The organism is Haloferax sp. DFSO52 (assembly GCF_048158745.1).
Lineage (GTDB): Archaea > Halobacteriota > Halobacteria > Halobacteriales > Haloferacaceae > Haloferax.
In genome coordinates this window covers 979,640-997,468 of record NZ_JBLOPB010000002.1, presented here as the reverse complement: position 1 = coordinate 997,468, position 17,829 = coordinate 979,640, and the positions used below count along the sequence as shown (strand labels likewise).

Here is a 17,829-nt window from a genome sequence, read left to right as displayed (position 1 = left end):
GTGTCCCGGTTTCTCGGGACCGAACAGTTGAGAGCGAACCGTCTTCCGAACACCACACGATTCTCCGCGTAAGATGAGTAGGGACAACCAGATACGTAGGGACAACCAGATACGTAGGGACAACCAGATACGGTTGAACGACGGACACATCGCACCCATCAGTCGGGAAGTCATCAACGCCGTCGCGGCGGCGAAAGACACCGACCCACTTTCTCTCAAACCACTGTACGAATATATCGACCCGGATGCGCTCGAACTGTTGTTTGCGTCTCCGTCCCCCCAGACGATTCGACCGGGTGGGAGCGTCGAATTTTCCGTCGAAGGCTGTACCGTACGCATCACCGTCACACGGGGCGACGTCGCCGTAGAGGTGAGGAACTGTGAGGAACCGAGGTAGGAAACACAACCCTCCACCCACCCACGTAACCGATGGGTCAGGACAGTCTGACTCGACGGTCTGTGCCTACTGTGGCGCGCGTATCGACACGACTGAGTGGTATCCCATCTTGACAGCTTTCGAAAGCGAGATTGTCGTCTTCACCCCGTTTTGCGACGAGTCGTGTAAGCGAGCGTGGCAGGCAACGAATCGATGAGCGACTGAACGGGGAGACGACGACTTCGACGGTGAACTGGGATTCGTGACGCTCGGATTTCTACACGGGGTGACAACACCGGTGACCGGCAGGCATGCGTCGACCACACCAGTGACCGGCAGGCATGCGTCAACCACACCGGTGACCGGCAGTTATCTCCACCACGGGAGGGAGACCCCACCGCACCCGGTAACACTCACGTCGCCAGAAACTCAAGTCCTTCCAGCCCGTACCCACGGGCAATGGCAGACCCAACACCAACACCGGGAATCCACCACGTGACGTGTATGGCGGGCGACCCACAGCAGAACCTCGACTTCTGGGTCGAGACACTCGGCCTCCGACTCGCCAAACGCTCCATCAATCAGGACGACCCCAGCACCTACCACTTCTTCTTCACCGATGCTGAGGGCACGCCCGGAACGAGTATGACCTTCTTCCCGTGGGAGCATCTCTCGCAGGGAAAGGTCGGGACCGGACAGGTCTCTCGGACTGCGTTCCGCGTCCCCGAAGGAAGTCTCGACTACTGGGAAGACCGATTCGACCAGTACGACGTCGAGTACGACGAGCGACTCGAACGGTTCGGCGAAACCGTCCTTCCGTTCCGTGACCCAGACGGCCTCCCTGTCGAGTTGGTCGAAGTCGAACTCCCCGACGACGACCCGACCGTCCCGTGGACGGAGTTCGTCCCCGAGGAGTCCGCTATCCGTGGCTTCCATTCGGTGACACTCTGGCTTGCGGACCCCGACCCCACGATGGACCTGCTTCAGACGATGGGATTCGAGAGAGGGGAAACAGAACAGGCGCAGGGAGATATGGCAGGTGACGAGCGAACACGATTCGCCGCAGCGGGACCAGTCGGCAAGTACGTGGATGTCGTCCCCACCATCGAAAGCGGTAGACAGGGTCACGGAACTGTCCACCACGTGGCGTTCCAGACGCCGACTGACGACGACCAGGCGGCGATGCGGAAGGCAGTCCAGTCGAAAGGACTGCGGCCGACCCAGCAGATCGACCGTCACTGGTTCCGCTCGGTCTACTTCCGTGAGTTCGGCGGCGTGTTGTTCGAACTCGCGACGAACGGCCCGGGATACGCCTCTGACGAACCGCTCGATGACCTCGGCGGCCGCCTCGTCCTTCCCGGCCCGTTCGAATCTCGCCGTGAAGAGATAGAAGCGGGATTGGCGGACGTGACGATACCTCGCGCGGAATCCGTCGAAGCGGACGACTAACCGGCCCACACCCACGTGTCCGGTTTCCCGTTCGAATTTCGACAGGCTAGTTCATCTGCAACTGTGCGTTCGGCACCTGCACTTGCTTCGGAAACTGAAGCGAGACAGTCGTCCCCGAGGATTCCGACGCCTCGACCGTAATCTCTCCACCGACAGCCGAGACGACCCAGCTGGTGAGCCACAGGCCGAGGCCGTTGCTGTGTTGCAACGGCGTCTCGGTGTCGCTTTCGAGGACCGCCTGCTCCATCTTGGGTAACCCCACCCCGTTGTCGCTCACTGTGACGAGTGTCTGTGTGTCGGTGACCGTGACTGTGACATCGACAGCAAGTGTCTCTGTGTCGTTGTGTTCGACGGTGTTCTCCAGGAGATTCTGGAGCGTGATTCGCAGTGCCTGCTTCGAAACGAACACAGGTGCTTCAGAGGCAGAAAACGTACTCGTCACCGTCACTGTCGGGTTCTGCTCACGATACTCGTCTAACAATGTCTCGACCACTGAGACGACATCGACCGGTTCGGCCGCAGTGGGAGTGTTCTTGTCGATATCGGCTATCTGGCGAGCTTTTTCGCTGAGTTCGACGAGGCGCTCCGCAGTGGCACTGATTACGTCTGCACGGTTTCGCTCCTCGGGAGACGATGCACTCGCCGCCAGGGTGTCTGCGTAGCCCATGATGACGTTCATATCGTTTCTGAGGTTGTGTCTGAGGACCCGATTCGTCACGACGAGTCGTTGCTCGTACGCATTCTGGTCGGTGACGTCACGCAGAACGACTGCGAACCCTGCGTTCGGCCCCGACTCAGACGCGAGTTCTGTGATGTAGAGTTCGTACACCCGTTGCGTGCCGTCGATGGTTCCGAGCGTCGTCGTTCCGTGGAGGTGTCGAACGTCCATCTCCCCGAGAACCGTCGAGATGTGGCTCGTTTCGGAGTGGTCGATATCGTACAGGTGTCTGGCTATGCGATTGCTATCGACGACGTGGCCGCTCTCGTCGACGACGATGAGGCCGTCACCGGTCAGTTCCATCGCGCGCTGCCGAGCGACCGGTGTCCGTTCGAGAAGGTCGAAGTGAAACAGGGCGAGTCCGTAGACGATGCCCGTAAACGAGAACACGAACGGCGTCAAATCGAGTCCGGGTACCGGGCTTGCTTTCACTGTGTACAGTACGTGTGAGATGAACGCCGGCACTGCACCCACGAGGATGAGCGACGACTGTTTTCGATAGATACCGGCCGACCGAAAGTAGACCGACAACACCGCCCAGAAGCCAGCGGTAACGACGAGATATGCGAACAGGATGTGAATCTGATAGCCGAGCGCGAACTCGACGTCCAGAACCGGAGAGAACAGCTGGGTGGTGAGTGTCGCCCGCGTCCAGATGAGATGATGAATCGGATTCGAGACCGTGAGAACCGAAAACAGAAACCATTCGGCGGTGAGAACGGCGGTCACGACCTGTGTTAACTGGTTTTCACGTCCTGCATACTCGAACGCGAAGAAGAGAAACATCATCGGAACCAACCCACTCGTGACCAGCGTTACGCGTTGCCACAGCAGTTGTGCCTGTTCTCCCTCGAATCCGAGTTGGATTCCATACACGACAGACCAGAAGAAGACTGCAGCAATGAGCGCTGTGAACGCCCGAGAATCGTTCTGTCGACGCCACACCACACCAACGAGTGCTGCGAGAACTCCTGCAGCGAGGAACGAAAACAGTGAGAGTGCGGTGAGATTCCACTCCATTATCAGTTGCACTTAACACATCAAGTTAACACTATCTCCGCGCAAGAACACAAACATCGTCTGGGTGGAAATCGACGGATAACAGCACCCGCACCAGTAGTACTTCCTGTAGCTCAGAGAGATTCATTCCGACGGTTTCGGACAGATACTAATACTAACTACCCACTATGATTGTCACGAACTATTATGATATTGTGGCCCTATCTAGAGGGGTATGGGTGACTACACATTTTCCCGGCGGTCGTTCCTGTTTGGCTGTGGGATTGGTCTCGGAACGCTCACAGGTGGGACAGGAACTGCACTCGCGCGACCCGACGGACGATACATCGTCGGAACGAGTTCACCCAGTTCAACGCGGGCGGCGAAACAGGCGGCGCGAACAGTCCATCGAGAACTCGACTTCGGGACTCTCGGAACGGCCGTCGCGGGCGTCTTCACCGAGGAAGCGCTTCGAGGACTTCGCCAGAACCCGCACGTCCGCTACGTCGAACCGGACGGGACGATGCACGCGATCAGTATCGACTCGGCCGACCCAGAAGTGCCCTGGGGCGTCGACAGAATCGACGCAGAGAAAGCCCACGCTGGTGGTGCAACCGGTCTCGGGGCTCACGTTGCAATCATCGACTCGGGTATCGATTCTGACCACCCTGACCTCCAGAACAACCTCGGAACTGGGAGGGCATTCGTCTCGGCACGCGGCCCCTACGCGGAATCGTGGGACGACGACAACGGCCACGGTACCCACTGCGCTGGTATCGCTGCTGCCGTCGATAACGGTTCGGGAGTCGTCGGCGTCAGCACGCACGCGACGCTCCATGCCGTGAAAGTCCTGGACAAGAACGGAAGTGGGCGCTACTCCGATGTCGCCGCTGGAATCAAATACGTCGCAGACCAGCAGTGGCACGTTGCGAGTCTGAGTCTCGGTGGGCCAACGTCGAGCACCATCGAGGACGCCTGTCAGTACGCCTTCGACCGTCAGGTGTTACTGGTCGCGGCGGCCGGAAACGACGGGAAGAACGTCGCTGATGCGGCACCGGCGACGTACCCGACAGTTATGGCAATCAGCGCGACCGACGACCAGGACCGACTCGCCAGCTGGTCCAACTACGGCGACGATATCGAACTCGCCGCGCCAGGTGTGAATATCTACTCGACGTACCCCGGTGGCTACCGAACGTTTTCGGGAACGTCGATGGCGTGCCCACACGTGAGTGGTGCCGCCGGCCAACTGATGGCACAGGGTTACACGCGTGACGAAGCACGGCAACGCCTGAAAGAGAGCGCCGAAGATATCGGTCTGTCAAGCAGTCAGCAAGGCGCTGGCTTACTCGACGTTGAAGTGGCGGTTTCCGGCACCACAGACACCACCGATACCGCGCCCAGTGCCTCGTGGGTCACACCTCAAGACGGCGAGGTGGTTTCGGGAACAACAGTGCTTCGAATCGACGCGAACGACGACAACACAGCGCCCGAGAATCTGCTCGTCGAATACGAACTCGATAGCAGTGGAACGTGGCGAACCGCGACCTACGACAGCGAAAGTGGATCGTTCCGAGATTCGTGGGACACTGACTCGGTCAGTGACGGCATGCACAGTCTCGCTGCTCGGTCGACAGACGGGAGTAACAACACCTCGACAGCCGCCGAGATCTCGGTCGACGTGAACAACACGAGCAGTGGCCCAACCGGAGCAATCGACGTGACGGATATCACGGAAGCAAACGCACGGAATCCTCACGCTGAGTTCTCCGTTCCGTGGAGTGCGTCGGACGCCGACGGAAACCTCGACACGGTCGAACTGAGGTTGACGCAGACATCGCCAGCAGGTGGCATTGAGGATTCGGTGGTTATCGACGTGAGTGGTGGGAGTGCGAGCGGGACGACGATACTCGCGGCCAAGCACGACGACGGAACCGGCCACACCTACGACGTGTCGATATCGGTGTTGGACACGACCGGAAAGACGGGTGGTGAAATCGTCTCGATTACCGAAGATAGGAGGTGACTGGAGCGTAGGTGAACCAACTATCTTAGCCCTCCGAGTCACTCGTCGTATACTAGCAGTCTATCGAATATCGCCGTCCAAATCGATGCGTTCGGCTACCATTCTGCTGAACCCCGTGCGTACTACCGATCGTCGAGTACGGACTGGCAGTTCTCCGGAACGCCGTGCGGAGTGAACACTTATGTCAGAGACTCCACTGACTACTCCCATGAACTCTCAAGCTGGGGGTATTATCAGGTGAATTTTACTATTGGGCTCTGTCAGATGACGTTCGATTCTACGGAGACCGTTAGCGAACTCAACGCTCGAATTACAGACGCAGTCCGCCAGGCAGGCCCTGCCGATCTGTATATCATGCCGGAACTCCTCGGTGCAGGGCCGACGTACGACCCTGCTGTCCCGCCGACTGACAGACCACTCTCTGACGACGGTGTCCAACAACTCCATGGCCATCTCGCGACACTCGCAGAAGAGAAAGACGCAATCGTCGTTGGTGGGAGTTATCCTGCAACTGGGCCAGAAGACGGGATCTATAATCGGTGCCCGATTGCGACACCGGAAGACGTACTGACCTACGACAAACGGAATCCAATCCCGGAAGAACGAGAGTACGGAACTCGGTCCGGGGATGCTGAACCACCGTTGATTCGTCACAAGGGGGTGACAGTCGCACCGTTGGTCTGCTACGACGTTGAGTTCCCCGAACTAGTACGCTCAGTCGTCGACCGAGGCGCAGAGATTCTCGCAGTTCCGTCGTGGACCGGGTCGACAGCAGGTGCAGAGCGCGTTCGACGTTGTGCTGCCGCCCGTGCGGTCGAGAACCAGTGCTACGTCGCGCAAGTCCCGCTCGTCACCGAGCAGGGTGCCGATCCTTCAGGGACGGGCCGGAGTGTTGTTTTCGCACCGTGCGACGACGTCTGTGGCTCAGGTGGGACTCGATTGACTCTTCCACTCGATCAACAGGTCTCTGCCGCATGCCCAGTTGACGTCGACGAACTCCGTCGCTCGCGTACGCACGCTAGCGTCGGACCGTACACGGATTACCGGTCTGGGATGTAACAGGATTGTCGGGGGAGCCGACGATAGTTGTGTAATTATTGGCGTTCCCCGAAAACCTTATGGAAAAATGTCTTTGTTACCATAATGGATTTAGCATATGACAGCGCAATTCAATCAATACACTACTTCTTCCTGGACAGATAGTCCCCATCTGCGTGGTGGATCTGCGTGGGGGGTACCGTAATGGGAGTGAATTCAGACCAGGCGGGGGGATCCGATACCTCGTCACTCGTCAGCGAGTTCACTGTTCGCGTGCGGAACCACCGGTTTGGTCGCCTTGCAGTCACCATGCTTCCGGCAACTGGATGGCTCACCGTGTTCCTCCTCCTTCCATTGACCGTCATGCTCTACTTCAGTTTGGGGCAAGTCGGTGGCTACGGAACCTTCTATCTCGCCCTCGAGGACCTTGGCATCCACCAGTACACTCGCTTTTTCCTCCCTGATGAGACGGGTGTAAGCGGGTCCATCCTGTTGACTGGCGGTTGGCTGCTCGAACAGCTTTTTCCGGTGGATGTCGTTACAGGAGAGCCGACGGCATACGTGAAACTGCTGTTCAAGAGTCTCTGGTTCGGTGTTCAGACGACGGTAGTCACACTGGCAATTGGGTATCCTCTCGCGTACTTTATCGCTCGAATCGCACCCGAGAAGTACCGAGACGTCCTCCTCGTTGCTGTTGTGCTCCCGTTCTGGGCTTCGTTCCTCGCACGGGTCTACGCGATTAAGATACTCCTCTCTCAGAACAGTATCCTCATGCGTGTGCTCGGGAGTCTTCCCGGTGTTCCTCAATCTATCTCTCTCATGAACTCTCAGGAGGCAGTTCTCTTCGGACTCGTCTACATGTGGTTACCGTTCATGGTGCTCCCCATATACACTGACCTCGAACGGTTTGACTTCCGTCTTCACGAGGCAGCAATGGACCTCGGCGCAGACCGTATCGCTGCGTTCCGGTACGTCACATTACCACGTTCCAAACAGGGCATCGTCACCGGGACGAGCCTCGTCTTCATCATCGCAAGCGGTTCGTATGTTATCCCAGAACTGCTCGGTGGACCGAACAGCCAGATGATTGGAAATCTCATCGCTCACGAGTTCGGTGCCGCAGGCAACTGGCCGTTCGGTGCGGCAGTTTCCTTCGTCATGATGACCGTCATCCTCCTCTTGACACTCGGCTACTACTGGGCAATCACGGGTGGTGAAGCATGAGCGCACTCGCTTCAGCTATTCAGTCGCTCGTCAACGTCCGGCAGACGCTCGTGCAGCGGTACAGTTCGGCCGTAATCACGACCGAGGCCATTCTGATGTACCTCTTTCTGTACGGACCGATCGTGCTGCTAGTCGCCCTCTCGTTCAACTCCTCACGGTCTGTCCTCGTCTGGGAAGGATTCACCACGAAGTGGTATCGACAACTCTTTTCGGGCGAGATATTTGCACAAATCGACCCATCAGTCGCAGCCACTGCCCTCTGGAACTCCATCCAGATAGCTGTCGTCTCAGTCGTGGTTGCGCTCGTGTTCGGGACGATGCTGGCCATCACTCTCGACCGGCACGAGTTCCCTGGCAAACGAGCACTTCGCGGGTTGGTTTATCTCCCTATCATCGTCCCGAGCGTCGTGACTGGAATTTCGCTCCTGATGTTCTATCAACTCGTCGGGCAGGACCTCAGCATCTGGACCGCAACGGCAGCGCACATAATGTTCAACATTAGTTTCGTCACCATCGTCGTCTTCACACGCCTGCAGCAGTTCGACCGGTCGATAGAGGAAGCCGCGATGGACCTCGGTGCGAACGAACTCGAGACGTTCCGCTATGTTACCCTCCCCGCCATCAAACCGGGTCTCATCGCCGCTGCCCTGCTCGCGTTCACGATGAGTTTCGACGATTTCGTTATCACGTTCTTCGTCATCGGGAACCAGAACACGCTACCAATCTTCTTTTTCTCGATGGTTCGCCAGGGCGTCACACCAGGCGTGAACGTCATCGCCACCCTCATACTCATCGGGACGGTTGCCCTCGTCATCGGTGCCAATCGGTACCAGCGCGTGACTTGAAAGAGATATTATCGCTTTTATCCGCTGCTTTCCAGAACTAATTCGGAGAATATTGTAAAATACCGATAACTATTTGGAAGGTGGACCGTGTCATGTGTACACACTATCATGACCCGAGAATCCGCAGTAGGACGGCGACGCATACTGAAATACACCGGTACACTCGCTGCAACTGGTCTGACTGGCCTCGCAGGGTGTACTGGAAATAGTTCGAACAGCGGTGAGAATACGAGCGAGTCGGAGAACACGACGACGTCGGGCGAAACGACTGCTTCCGAGACAACCGCAACGAACGAGGTTCGTGAGGAACTCGGTCTTCAGTCGCTAGATTACGAACTCGAAGACTCGCTCAACATCCTCCAGTGGGCCCAGTACTGGCCGAGCGACACCGTCGCCAACTTCGAAAAAGCGTACGGTGTTTCGGTGAACGTCTCGAACTACGCCTCGAACGAGGAACTGTACAACAAGCTGAAAGCTGGTGGGACCGACCAGTACGACCTCATATTCCCCTCCGACAGCATGCTCACCATCATGGCGAACCAGGACATGCTGAAACCCATCGATACGGGGAAAATCCCGAACTGGGACAACCTCCTGTCGAACTTCCAGAATCCGTCTTACGACCCGGGATCAGAGACCTACGCTGCACCCTACCAGTGGGGGACCACCGGTATCGGATGGAACACCGATGTCATCGGTGACGTCGAAATCGACTCGTGGAACGCGATGTGGAACAGCGAGTTCAGCGGGAATATCACCATGCTCGACTCCATGCGATCCAGCTTTGGGGGAGCACTCAAGCGCCTCGGATACTCACTCAACACGACCGACGAAGACAAGGTCGAAGAGGCGAAGCAGGCGCTCATCGAACAGAAGAGCTTGCTTCAGGCGTACGATTCGTCGACGTACCGTGAGAAACTCGAGAACTCATCCGCCAGCCCGGTTCAAGGATGGTCTGGTGCGGTGCTCCGTGCCCGTGAGAACACGATGTCGAGCGGTGAATCACCGGTCAACTACGTCGTGCCGAAAGAGGGCGCACCCATTTGGACCGACTCCGGCGCCGTTACGTCAAAGGCCAAACATCCCAATGCCGCCCACGCGTTCATCAACTACTTCTTGAATGCGAAGGTCGGTGCAAGTATCAGCAACCTCGTCCGATACGCCAGTCCGAACGACGCGGCGAAAGAGTACATGGATGAGACACTGGTTCAGACCGCCTACCCGGACCAGAAGACGATGGACAACCTCGAATACTTCGAACCCCTCGGTAAAGCGACCCAGATGTACAGCGAGGCGTGGACTGAAGTCAAGACGGCCTGACCGATGAGTACGTACGACGTTCGATTAGACGGCGTCTCGAAGGATTTCGGAGACGTGACCGCCGTAGAGGACGTGAGTTTCGAGGTCGAACAGGGGAAGTTCCTCACCCTACTCGGCCCCTCAGGCTGTGGAAAGACGACGACACTCCGGATGATTGCGGGGTTCGAGACACCCAGCGAGGGCGACGTCTACCTCCGCGACGAACGCATCAACGACATGCAACCGTTCGAGCGGGACACGAGCATGGTGTTCCAGTCGTACGCGTTGTTTCCCCACATGACTGTCGGGGAAAACATCGCCTTCGGGTTACAGATGCAGGGCATTCCTGGTGACCAGACTGCCACAGACGGTGGGTCGACTGCCACGCAGTCATCTGGGCTCGCTGGTGCGTTCAAGCGCCTCGTGAGTCGGCACGGAAGCGAGGAAATCGAATCGCGTGTCCAGCGTGTTCTCGACCTGGTGGAACTGCCAGAGATGGCAGACCGTCAAATCTCAGAACTCTCTGGTGGCCAACAGCAACGCATCGCGCTCGCTCGTGCACTCGTGACGGAACCGACCGTGCTTCTGCTAGACGAACCCCTCGGTGCGCTCGACCTGAAGCTTCGAAAGAACATGCAAGTCGAGCTGAAAAACCTCCAAGAAGAGCTTGGAATCACGTTCGTCTACGTCACACACGACCAGGAAGAGGCGTTGACGATGAGCGACGAGATCGCGGTGATGAACGAGGGGCAACTCGAACAACTCGGCACCGCGACCGAAATCTACGAAGAACCCGCGTCCGAGTTCGTCGCCGACTTCATCGGAGAGACCAACCTCGTCCACGGGTCGTACGCCGAAGACGCCGACGGTGCGACCATCACCGACGGCAGCCTCACGTTCCGCGTCCAACCGCACGAAGAGGCGTCCGGTGACGATGCGTTCGCCATCCGGCCAGAGAAGATTCGGCTCGGAGACGACGCTCGTGGACTGGACAACGAGTTCAGCGCTGAGGTCACCGACGAAATTTACAAAGGAAACGTTGGGAAGTTCGTCGTTCGACTGGAGAACGGCCGCGAACTCACCGTGGACCTCCAGTTGACCGACCAGGAGGAGTATCTCTCCATCGGCCGCACCATCCGAGTCGGGTGGGATGCGTCGAACGCGGTCACACTCGTCCGGTAATCGGGGTTCCCCACCGATTCAAAACCGTTTCTGGTGAGGAGAGTTCGTGCTTTTGTCGCGAACTGACGTGACTGCACCAGTGAAGTGACGGAATCAAAAGTACCTTGCCACCCCGCTACACAGTGGACCTTACTGAGGTGGTTCCTGTGACCAAGAAACGCGAATACAAAGACAGCTACCCGAAGAAGACGCTGTATATCCCCGGTCCGACTGAAGTGCGTGACGACGTTATCGACGCGATGTCCGCGCCGATGTTTGGCCACCGGATGGACCAGATGACCGACCTCTATACGACCATCGTCGAGGACACGAAGACGTTCCTCGGCACCGACAACGACGTCATCATCCTCACCGGGTCGGGCACGGAGTTCATGGAGAGTTCGATTCTCAACCTCGTCGACGAGAACGTCCTCGTGACGACGTGCGGGAGTTTCAGCGAGCGACAGGCGAACATCGCCGAACGACTCGGAAAGAACGTCGATACCCTCGAATACGAGTGGGGACAGGCGGTCAAGCCAGAAGACGTCCGGGAACACCTCGAACAGAGCGACACCGAGTACGACGTCGTCACCTGCGTGATGAACGAGAGTTCGACTGGCGTTCGCAACCCAATCGAAGAGATTGGTGACGTCGTCGCCGAGTACCCAGACACGTACTTCGTCGTCGACGCTGTCTCCGCGCTGGGTGGCGACTACGTCGATATCGACGAGCACAACATCGACGTCATCTTCACCTCGGTGCAGAAGGCTTTCGCGATGCCACCGGGAGTGGCAGTCTGTGTCGTCAGCGAGGACGCGTACGACCGAGAACTGGAGAATCGAACTGCCTCGTGGTACGGCGGGTTCCAGCGCTCGATCGATTACTACAATCGGAAAGGCCAGACGCACTCCACCCCCGCGATTCCTATCATGCTGGCTTACCGAAAGCAGATGAAGCACATGCTCGACGAAGGTCACGAGGCGCGTGACCAGCGACACCGCGAGATGGCCGAGTACACCCGAGACTGGGCTCGTGAGCACTTCGCGATGTTCCCCGAATCGGGCTACGAATCCCAGACGGTGGCTTGCATCGAGAACACGCAGGGCATCGACGTTGCAGGAACGATCAAACAGGTCAACGAAGCGTACGACATGGCCTTCTCGAACGGGTACGGGTCTGCACTCGGCGAGAAGACGTTCCGTATCGGACACATGGGCGAACACGACGTGGAGTCCATCAAGGCGCTGACCGACGCCATCGAAGACGTCGCTGGGTTGTAACGCAGAGACACTCGACTGCGGTACGTTCCCGAGGGAGGGGCGAACCGTTCACGGACTCGTTTCTGTATCTATCACAACGTTCTCGGGGGCTCTCGCTGCTTGTTTGGCTGCCGCGATGGTCGCTTGATCGCCGAGTTCTTTGAAGTGACTGTAGAGTGCGTAGACGAATGGAATCCCGAAGATGAGGCCCACAGCACCGACGACGGCCATTCCGAGTGGCGTCAGTGTCGTCTCATAGTGTCCCCCTGCACCGACCACGACTGCACCTTTCATCCCCAATCCGGCGTGTGGTTCACAGACGTACATACTGATGCCATCTCCGTCAAATTCGAGCGCAAAGGACTCTCCCTGCTCTGTCAGAAGCTCACTCTCGAAGGAGCCGTCTGTTGCGGCGACGTTGTGTGCACCGCCTTGGCCCGTCCACTCCCAGATGACTGTCGTTCCGGGGTCGATGCGGACTGATGCCGGTTCGAAGGCGAAGTTACCACCGTTGCCGGCCGACCCGACGCTGATTGTGACTTCTGTGAGTCCGGTCGCATCGACAGTCCCAGCGTAGTTATCTACATCGTCGAACCACGTTCCGAAGTCCGGTTCAGGGAAAGATGAGACGCTACTCCCAACGAGGACGTTTCCCACGACGATTGCCGCACGCATTCCGATGGCCTCGTGTGGAGTACAAGCATAGTAGCTCACTCCCTCTCCATCGAAAGTGTGGTCGAACGTCTCGCCGACCGCACTGAGCAGGTCACTTTCGTAAGCACCGTCTTTGGCGGCGACGTTGTGCAGGCCACCGTCGCCCGTCCACTCCCAGACGACTGTGGTCCCTGGGTCGATACGGACTGCGGCTGGTTCGAACGCGAACCCACCACCGTTTCCCTCTGCGCCGACGGCGACAGTCACGGTCGATTCGCCCGTCATGTCTACGACACCACGATAGTTTTCCACGCCGTCGAACCACGACTCGAAGTCGATCTCTGTTTGTGCACGCGCTGTGGGGAGTGTCCCAACTGCCCCGAGTGTGACGGCCGTGGCGGCAGTTGTTCGCATGAACGTTCGCCGGTCGACCACCGGCTCACTGCGATTCGAACTCATGGAATCATACATGAAAGAGTAACGACGTGTATATGAAAATCTGCTTCTCAAGTTCTCACGCCCGGAGAATAAGCGTTTTAGGATATGTTATCTCGCCACCTATTTCCCGCTGTCTAATGACTCATCCATCGATAACCAGAAGACAAATGTTACAGACGGTTGGCGTCGGTGGGACGCTCGCTGTTGCTGGCTGTCTCACAACCGAGCGCGTCGGAAACGTGACGGTGAAGTCCGTCGCCGCCCCGGGGTCGCTCAATCCTGCGTTGGCTGTCGATATCGACCGAATTGCGGCAGACCCCACAGACATTCCCGGTCCAATTACACGGACGACTCCCGACACAGTCGTCGTCGAACTCGAGACTCGCGAGTTGGTTGCAGAGATCGAACCCGGCGTGACGTTCACGTACATGACGTTCAACAGCCAAATCCCCGGGCCGCTCATCCGTACTCGGGTTGGTGACACTGTCGACCTCACCATCACGAACCACCCCGAGAATACGATGCCGCACAACATCGACCTCCACGCCGTCCGTGGACCAGGTGGTGGTGCCGAAGACACGTTAGTGATGCCAGGAGAGACCAAACGAATCACGTTCAAAGTCACGTACCCCGGTTTGTTCGTCTACCACTGTGCGGTTCCAAACCTCGATTACCACATCTCGGCAGGGATGTTCGGTGCAATCCTCGTCGAACCAGAAGAAGGCCTTCCGGCAGTCGACCACGAGTTCTACCTCGGTCAGCACGAACTGTACACGAACGGAAAGACAGGCGAAGAGGGCCACCACGACTTCGACTTCGAGGCAATGGCACGCGAAGACCCCACGTACGTCCTCATCAACGGCGAAAAGTACGCCATCGGACCGCAGGGCTACAACGACATGCAGATGAATACGGGTGAGACTGCACGCGTGTATTTCGCCGTGGGCGGGCCGAACCTGTTCAGTAGCTTCCACCCAATCGGGTCGGTTTGGGACGAAGTCTATCCACAGGGTGCCATCCTCTCAGATCCACATCGGTACGTCCAAACGACACCCGTCCTCCCCGGGAGCGCGGTTATCGCAACGCTTTCGTCACCGGTTCCGCTCCCAATCAAACTCGTTGACCACGCGCTCAGTCGCGTTGCTCGAAAAGGGTGTCTCGCCGTCATCGACGTGCAAGGCGAACCAGACCCAGAGGTGTACAACCCAACTCCGTGAGGAATCCACCAACTGAACTGACGACGCACAACTGGTCGCGACAGTTTCTTCTGAATCGACCGTATGTCTACCCCTCGAACTGGCACTGAATTCTTGGCGCGTCGAGGGCGCCTGCGACTACTCTCTGAGGAACGACTCGTCGCCGTACGTCTCACGGTGTCGCTGGAACTGTTCGTGCTGTTCGTGAATCTCCGATGTCTGCTCAGCATACGTGTACTCGAACATCGAGTTGGGGTCCGCCTCGAACGACTCCATTCGGTCGACCGCGTCCGCGAGTACGTCGGTACTCTCCTCGTCTATCGCCTCGATTTGCTCGTCGTCGAGTCGCCCGGTTTCACGAAGAAACGCCTCGAACCGGTCGAGCGGGTCTTTCTGTCGCCACTGTTCGACTTCCTCGTCGTCCCGGTACACTGATGGGTCGTCTGCTGTGGTGTGCGCGCCGTACCGGTACTGCACCGCCTCGATGAACGTTGGACGAGGAGCCTCGTTCGACGCGTCGAGTGCCTTTTCCCGGGCCGCCTGTGTCACCACGTACATCGCGAGCGGGTCCATCCCATCGACCTGCACGCCTTCGAATCCGTACGCGTCGGCTTTCTGTGCGAACGTTCGACTCGCAGTCTGTTCGCCCTGTGGCGTCGATATCGCCCACTGATTGTTGTTGCAGACGAAGAGCGCAGGAACGTCGAACACGCCAGCGAAGTTCAGCGCCTCGTGGAAGTCTCCCTCGCTCGTCGCGCCGTCACCGAAGTGCGCGACTGCGACGCGCGATTCTTCGCGGAACTTCATCGCCATCGCCACCCCGGTGACGTGGGGGAGATGGTCTCCGATGCTGATGTTGAGTGGGAAGATGTTCCGGTCTGCGAGTGCTCTGTGGCCGTCCTCGTGGCCTGCCCAGTAGAGGAGATACTCCCACGGGAAGCCACGTTCGACGACGGCCCCGTGTTCGCGGTACTGATACGAGACGACGTCTTCGTCCGAAAGTGCGTACATCGACCCGATCTGGGAGCCTTCCTGCCCCGCGAGCGATGCGTAGGTTCCGATGCGACCCTGTCGCTGGAGGCTAATCATCCGCTCGTCGAATCGCCGGCAAAAGCGCATGTCGCGGTACATCGAGACGAACGCCTCGTCGTCCAGATTCGGGACGAGTTCTGGCGCGACAACCGTTCCGTCGGCGTCTAGCACTCGAAGTTGCTCGTCAGATTCCCGCGAGAACACGTCGGCTGGCAGAGCCATAGATGAGATTCGCTTCGCAGACGAACGATATGAAACCCCTCCTACGGTCGACTACCCGCCCCGCAAGGGTCGCCCTCGTCGTCAATCCCACAGCGAACAGAACGGGAAGTCGCGACCGAGGTCGCTGAATCGGTCGAGGGCAAACGCCTCGACTTCGAGGTCGACCGCCTCGCCGGTGACGTATGACCGCACGATGTCGCCAATCGCCAGCCCTGCCATGACACCCGCGCCGTGGAACCCCGCGGCGACGACGAGGCCCTCCGGGGCGGCGGCCGGGGCGTCGATTATCGCCCTCGCGTCAGGCGTGGTCGCATCGGGAATCGGGCACGTCTCCCAACGAACCACGTCGAAGTCGTCGAACGCGAAGAACGTAGAGAGGTCCTCGTCGACCAGCCGTTCGAAGTCGGCGTCGATTTTCGGGTCAGCGTCGAACGTCTGGTTCTCTCGGCCGACGAGGAGGTCCCCTGTGGGCATCGTGCGCCAGTAGAGTTGGTGTTCCGTGTCGCCCCCCATCGGCCAGTTCGTCACGTCTCCGTCGACGTCGAGATACACTGCGTTCCACGTGAAGGGACGAATCGGCAACTCGACGTGCTCGGCGACCACGTCGGGGGTGGCTGAGCCGGCAGCAACGACGACATCGTCCGCGTCGATTGGGCCGTACTCGGTGTCGACCCCGACGACGCGGCCGTCCTCCACTCGAACTCCCGTCACCGTCGTGTCGGGGCGGAAGTCGACGCCGCGACGCTCACATTCGAATTTGAGTGTCGCGAGGAACGCGCTCACGTCACACGTTCCGACGTTGTCGTAGACGGCCACTCCCTCGGCACCGGGCGACGAGACGACGTCCCCGAATCGTGCCATCGACTCCTCGGGGCCGAGCATCACTGCATCGTCGCGTCCGCGGACCATCGCGGCGTACGCTGGACTGTGAACCAGGCGAATGAAGGGCTGCTCGTCGAACGTGAAGACTCCACGGCCGTCTAACTCCCGGAAGGAATCGATGGCGCGACTGGCCCACTTCGGGAGGTCAGGGTAGTCGACCGGTGTCGTGATGACCCCCGACGCGCGACTCGACGTACCCTGACCGACTGCGCCCCGGTCGACCACCAACACGCGACCCTGGTCGGCGAGCTGGTGAGCGCTGGAGAGGCCGGCGATTCCCGACCCGACGACGACGATATCGTACTCTGCCATGGTCGCTCATGGCAGGGGCTGTCGAAAAATCATTCCCCACAGTCTCCGTGAAGCGACAAAACGAGGAGACAGTTAGGTCGTCGTCGAACCGATGAGATTGCAGTCACACGGTTCGGGTTCGGCCCCGTACCGTCGGTTATTCGCCGCCACCGAGGCGCTGGACGATGTCGATGAACTCCGAGTCGGTGTCGGTGTGGTGGTGGATGATGTGCCACTCACCGTCTTCGCGTAGATACACGTTCGTCGCGCGGTACTCACCATCAACGGTCTCTCCGCCGAGGGACATCGACGCTTTTTCGGTGACGAGTTCGATTGCGACGTCGCCGTAAACTCGGAAGTGCTGGTCGGTCGGTGTGACCTCCCCTCCATCAGCCATGTCGGCGACTCCCTGCCACGGCCCCTGAACCTCGTCCCATCCAACTTCGCGCCCACCGATTGGGTGCATCGTCGTTACGTCGTCTCGGTGTGGCCAGAGTTCTAACATCGGTGCGGCGTCTCCACTCGCCATCTGTGTCAGTGCGTTGTAGAATTTGTCCGACGCCGCCCGCACGCCTTCGTCTGTTTGTTTGATTGCCATAGTAGACTCTCAGTAGAGTATCGCTTGCGACGGCAATAAAGTATCACTCATATTACCATAAGGAGTTGTCAACGACGAAAAGAGCGTCAGAAATACAAATATATCGAGATTTCTGTGGGCTG

15 protein-coding genes are annotated in these 17,829 nt (G+C 58.6%); 10 read left to right on the top strand and 5 right to left on the bottom strand.

What is annotated here, in order from left to right; genetic code table 11:
* Window positions 1–73: 73 nt before the first annotated feature.
* Window positions 74–397, top strand: a complete 324-nt coding sequence (locus tag ACK3SC_RS14655; RefSeq protein WP_416840938.1) for a HalOD1 output domain-containing protein — start codon at window positions 74–76, stop codon at window positions 395–397.
* Between the two features lie 438 nt (window positions 398–835).
* Window positions 836–1,825, top strand: a complete 990-nt coding sequence (locus ACK3SC_RS14650; protein WP_416840937.1) for a VOC family protein — start codon at window positions 836–838, stop codon at window positions 1,823–1,825.
* A gap of 46 nt (window positions 1,826–1,871) precedes the next feature.
* On the opposite strand, the gene ACK3SC_RS14645 is transcribed toward ACK3SC_RS14650, so the two are convergent.
* Window positions 1,872–3,563, bottom strand: coding sequence for a histidine kinase N-terminal 7TM domain-containing protein (locus tag ACK3SC_RS14645; RefSeq protein WP_416840935.1), 1,692 nt, complete (start codon window positions 3,561–3,563; stop codon window positions 1,872–1,874).
* A gap of 214 nt (window positions 3,564–3,777) precedes the next feature.
* Here ACK3SC_RS14645 and ACK3SC_RS14640 point away from each other — a divergent pair, with 214 nt between their 5' ends.
* From ACK3SC_RS14640 to ACK3SC_RS14610, 7 genes are all read left to right on the top strand, one after another.
* Entirely contained in the window at window positions 3,778–5,568 is a 1,791-nt protein-coding gene (locus ACK3SC_RS14640) for a S8 family serine peptidase (protein ID WP_416840934.1), read from the top strand.
* Window positions 5,569–5,832: 264 nt separating this feature from the next.
* Window positions 5,833–6,627: a nitrilase-related carbon-nitrogen hydrolase gene (locus ACK3SC_RS14635; RefSeq protein WP_416840933.1), complete on the top strand. Its 795-nt coding sequence runs from the start codon at window positions 5,833–5,835 to the stop codon at window positions 6,625–6,627.
* A gap of 183 nt (window positions 6,628–6,810) precedes the next feature.
* Window positions 6,811–7,830, top strand: a complete 1,020-nt coding sequence (locus ACK3SC_RS14630; RefSeq protein ID WP_416840931.1) for an ABC transporter permease — start codon at window positions 6,811–6,813, stop codon at window positions 7,828–7,830.
* Window positions 7,827–8,675, top strand: coding sequence for an ABC transporter permease (locus ACK3SC_RS14625; RefSeq protein ID WP_416840930.1), 849 nt, complete (start codon window positions 7,827–7,829; stop codon window positions 8,673–8,675). The genes ACK3SC_RS14630 and ACK3SC_RS14625 overlap by 4 nt, the downstream gene beginning before the upstream one ends.
* A 108-nt stretch (window positions 8,676–8,783) precedes the next feature.
* Window positions 8,784–9,995 (top strand): polyamine ABC transporter substrate-binding protein, encoded by a 1,212-nt coding sequence (locus tag ACK3SC_RS14620; RefSeq protein ID WP_416840929.1) that lies wholly within the window; start codon window positions 8,784–8,786, stop codon window positions 9,993–9,995.
* Between the two features lie 3 nt (window positions 9,996–9,998).
* Complete coding sequence (locus ACK3SC_RS14615) at window positions 9,999–11,156, top strand: ABC transporter ATP-binding protein (RefSeq protein WP_416840928.1); 1,158 nt, start codon at window positions 9,999–10,001, stop codon at window positions 11,154–11,156.
* A 146-nt stretch (window positions 11,157–11,302) separates the two neighbouring features.
* Window positions 11,303–12,415 (top strand): pyridoxal-phosphate-dependent aminotransferase family protein, encoded by a 1,113-nt coding sequence (locus tag ACK3SC_RS14610; RefSeq protein WP_416840926.1) that lies wholly within the window; start codon window positions 11,303–11,305, stop codon window positions 12,413–12,415.
* Between the two features lie 48 nt (window positions 12,416–12,463).
* Here ACK3SC_RS14610 and ACK3SC_RS14605 read toward each other — a convergent pair whose 3' ends face one another.
* Complete coding sequence (locus tag ACK3SC_RS14605; RefSeq protein WP_416840925.1) at window positions 12,464–13,507, bottom strand: halocyanin domain-containing protein; 1,044 nt, start codon at window positions 13,505–13,507, stop codon at window positions 12,464–12,466.
* Window positions 13,508–13,653: 146 nt separating this feature from the next.
* On the opposite strand from ACK3SC_RS14605, the gene nirK reads away from it, so the two are divergent.
* A complete protein-coding gene (gene nirK, locus ACK3SC_RS14600; protein ID WP_416840924.1) occupies window positions 13,654–14,703 on the top strand; it encodes a copper-containing nitrite reductase in 1,050 nt (349 codons plus the stop codon).
* Between the two features lie 117 nt (window positions 14,704–14,820).
* Here the strand turns inward: nirK and pdhA are convergent, their stop codons facing one another.
* The 3 genes from pdhA to ACK3SC_RS14585 all read right to left on the bottom strand — a co-directional run bounded on the left by pdhA (window position 14,821) and on the right by ACK3SC_RS14585 (window position 17,707).
* The gene (gene pdhA / locus ACK3SC_RS14595; RefSeq protein WP_416840922.1) at window positions 14,821–15,936 is read right to left on the bottom strand and encodes a pyruvate dehydrogenase (acetyl-transferring) E1 component subunit alpha; all 1,116 of its coding nucleotides are present in this window, start codon (window positions 15,934–15,936) and stop codon (window positions 14,821–14,823) included.
* A gap of 81 nt (window positions 15,937–16,017) precedes the next feature.
* On the bottom strand, window positions 16,018–17,130 hold the full coding sequence (locus ACK3SC_RS14590; RefSeq protein WP_416840921.1) for an NAD(P)/FAD-dependent oxidoreductase: 1,113 nt from the start codon (window positions 17,128–17,130) through the stop codon (window positions 16,018–16,020).
* Window positions 17,131–17,266: 136 nt separating this feature from the next.
* Window positions 17,267–17,707, bottom strand: coding sequence for a YybH family protein (locus ACK3SC_RS14585; protein ID WP_416840919.1), 441 nt, complete (start codon window positions 17,705–17,707; stop codon window positions 17,267–17,269).
* Between the last annotated feature and the right edge of the window lie 122 nt (window positions 17,708–17,829).

Excerpts from the sequence above, each read along its gene's own strand:
- ACK3SC_RS14645 (WP_416840935.1), bottom strand. The coding sequence starts at position 3,563 with ATGGAGTGGAATCTCACCGCACTCTCACTGTTTTCGTTCCTCGCTGCA.
- ACK3SC_RS14635 (WP_416840933.1), top strand. The coding sequence starts at position 5,833 with ATGACGTTCGATTCTACGGAGACCGTTAGCGAACTCAACGCTCGAATT.
- ACK3SC_RS14585 (WP_416840919.1), bottom strand. The coding sequence starts at position 17,707 with ATGGCAATCAAACAAACAGACGAAGGCGTGCGGGCGGCGTCGGACAAA.
- nirK (WP_416840924.1), top strand. The coding sequence starts at position 13,654 with ATGTTACAGACGGTTGGCGTCGGTGGGACGCTCGCTGTTGCTGGCTGT.
- ACK3SC_RS14640 (WP_416840934.1), top strand. The coding sequence starts at position 3,778 with ATGGGTGACTACACATTTTCCCGGCGGTCGTTCCTGTTTGGCTGTGGG.
- ACK3SC_RS14590 (WP_416840921.1), bottom strand. The coding sequence starts at position 17,130 with ATGGCAGAGTACGATATCGTCGTCGTCGGGTCGGGAATCGCCGGCCTC.
- ACK3SC_RS14615 (WP_416840928.1), top strand. The coding sequence starts at position 9,999 with ATGAGTACGTACGACGTTCGATTAGACGGCGTCTCGAAGGATTTCGGA.
- ACK3SC_RS14630 (WP_416840931.1), top strand. The coding sequence starts at position 6,811 with ATGGGAGTGAATTCAGACCAGGCGGGGGGATCCGATACCTCGTCACTC.
- ACK3SC_RS14605 (WP_416840925.1), bottom strand. The coding sequence starts at position 13,507 with ATGAGTTCGAATCGCAGTGAGCCGGTGGTCGACCGGCGAACGTTCATG.
- ACK3SC_RS14620 (WP_416840929.1), top strand. The coding sequence starts at position 8,784 with ATGACCCGAGAATCCGCAGTAGGACGGCGACGCATACTGAAATACACC.
- ACK3SC_RS14650 (WP_416840937.1), top strand. The coding sequence starts at position 836 with ATGGCAGACCCAACACCAACACCGGGAATCCACCACGTGACGTGTATG.
- pdhA (WP_416840922.1), bottom strand. The coding sequence starts at position 15,936 with ATGGCTCTGCCAGCCGACGTGTTCTCGCGGGAATCTGACGAGCAACTT.
- ACK3SC_RS14625 (WP_416840930.1), top strand. The coding sequence starts at position 7,827 with ATGAGCGCACTCGCTTCAGCTATTCAGTCGCTCGTCAACGTCCGGCAG.
- ACK3SC_RS14655 (WP_416840938.1), top strand. The coding sequence starts at position 74 with ATGAGTAGGGACAACCAGATACGTAGGGACAACCAGATACGTAGGGAC.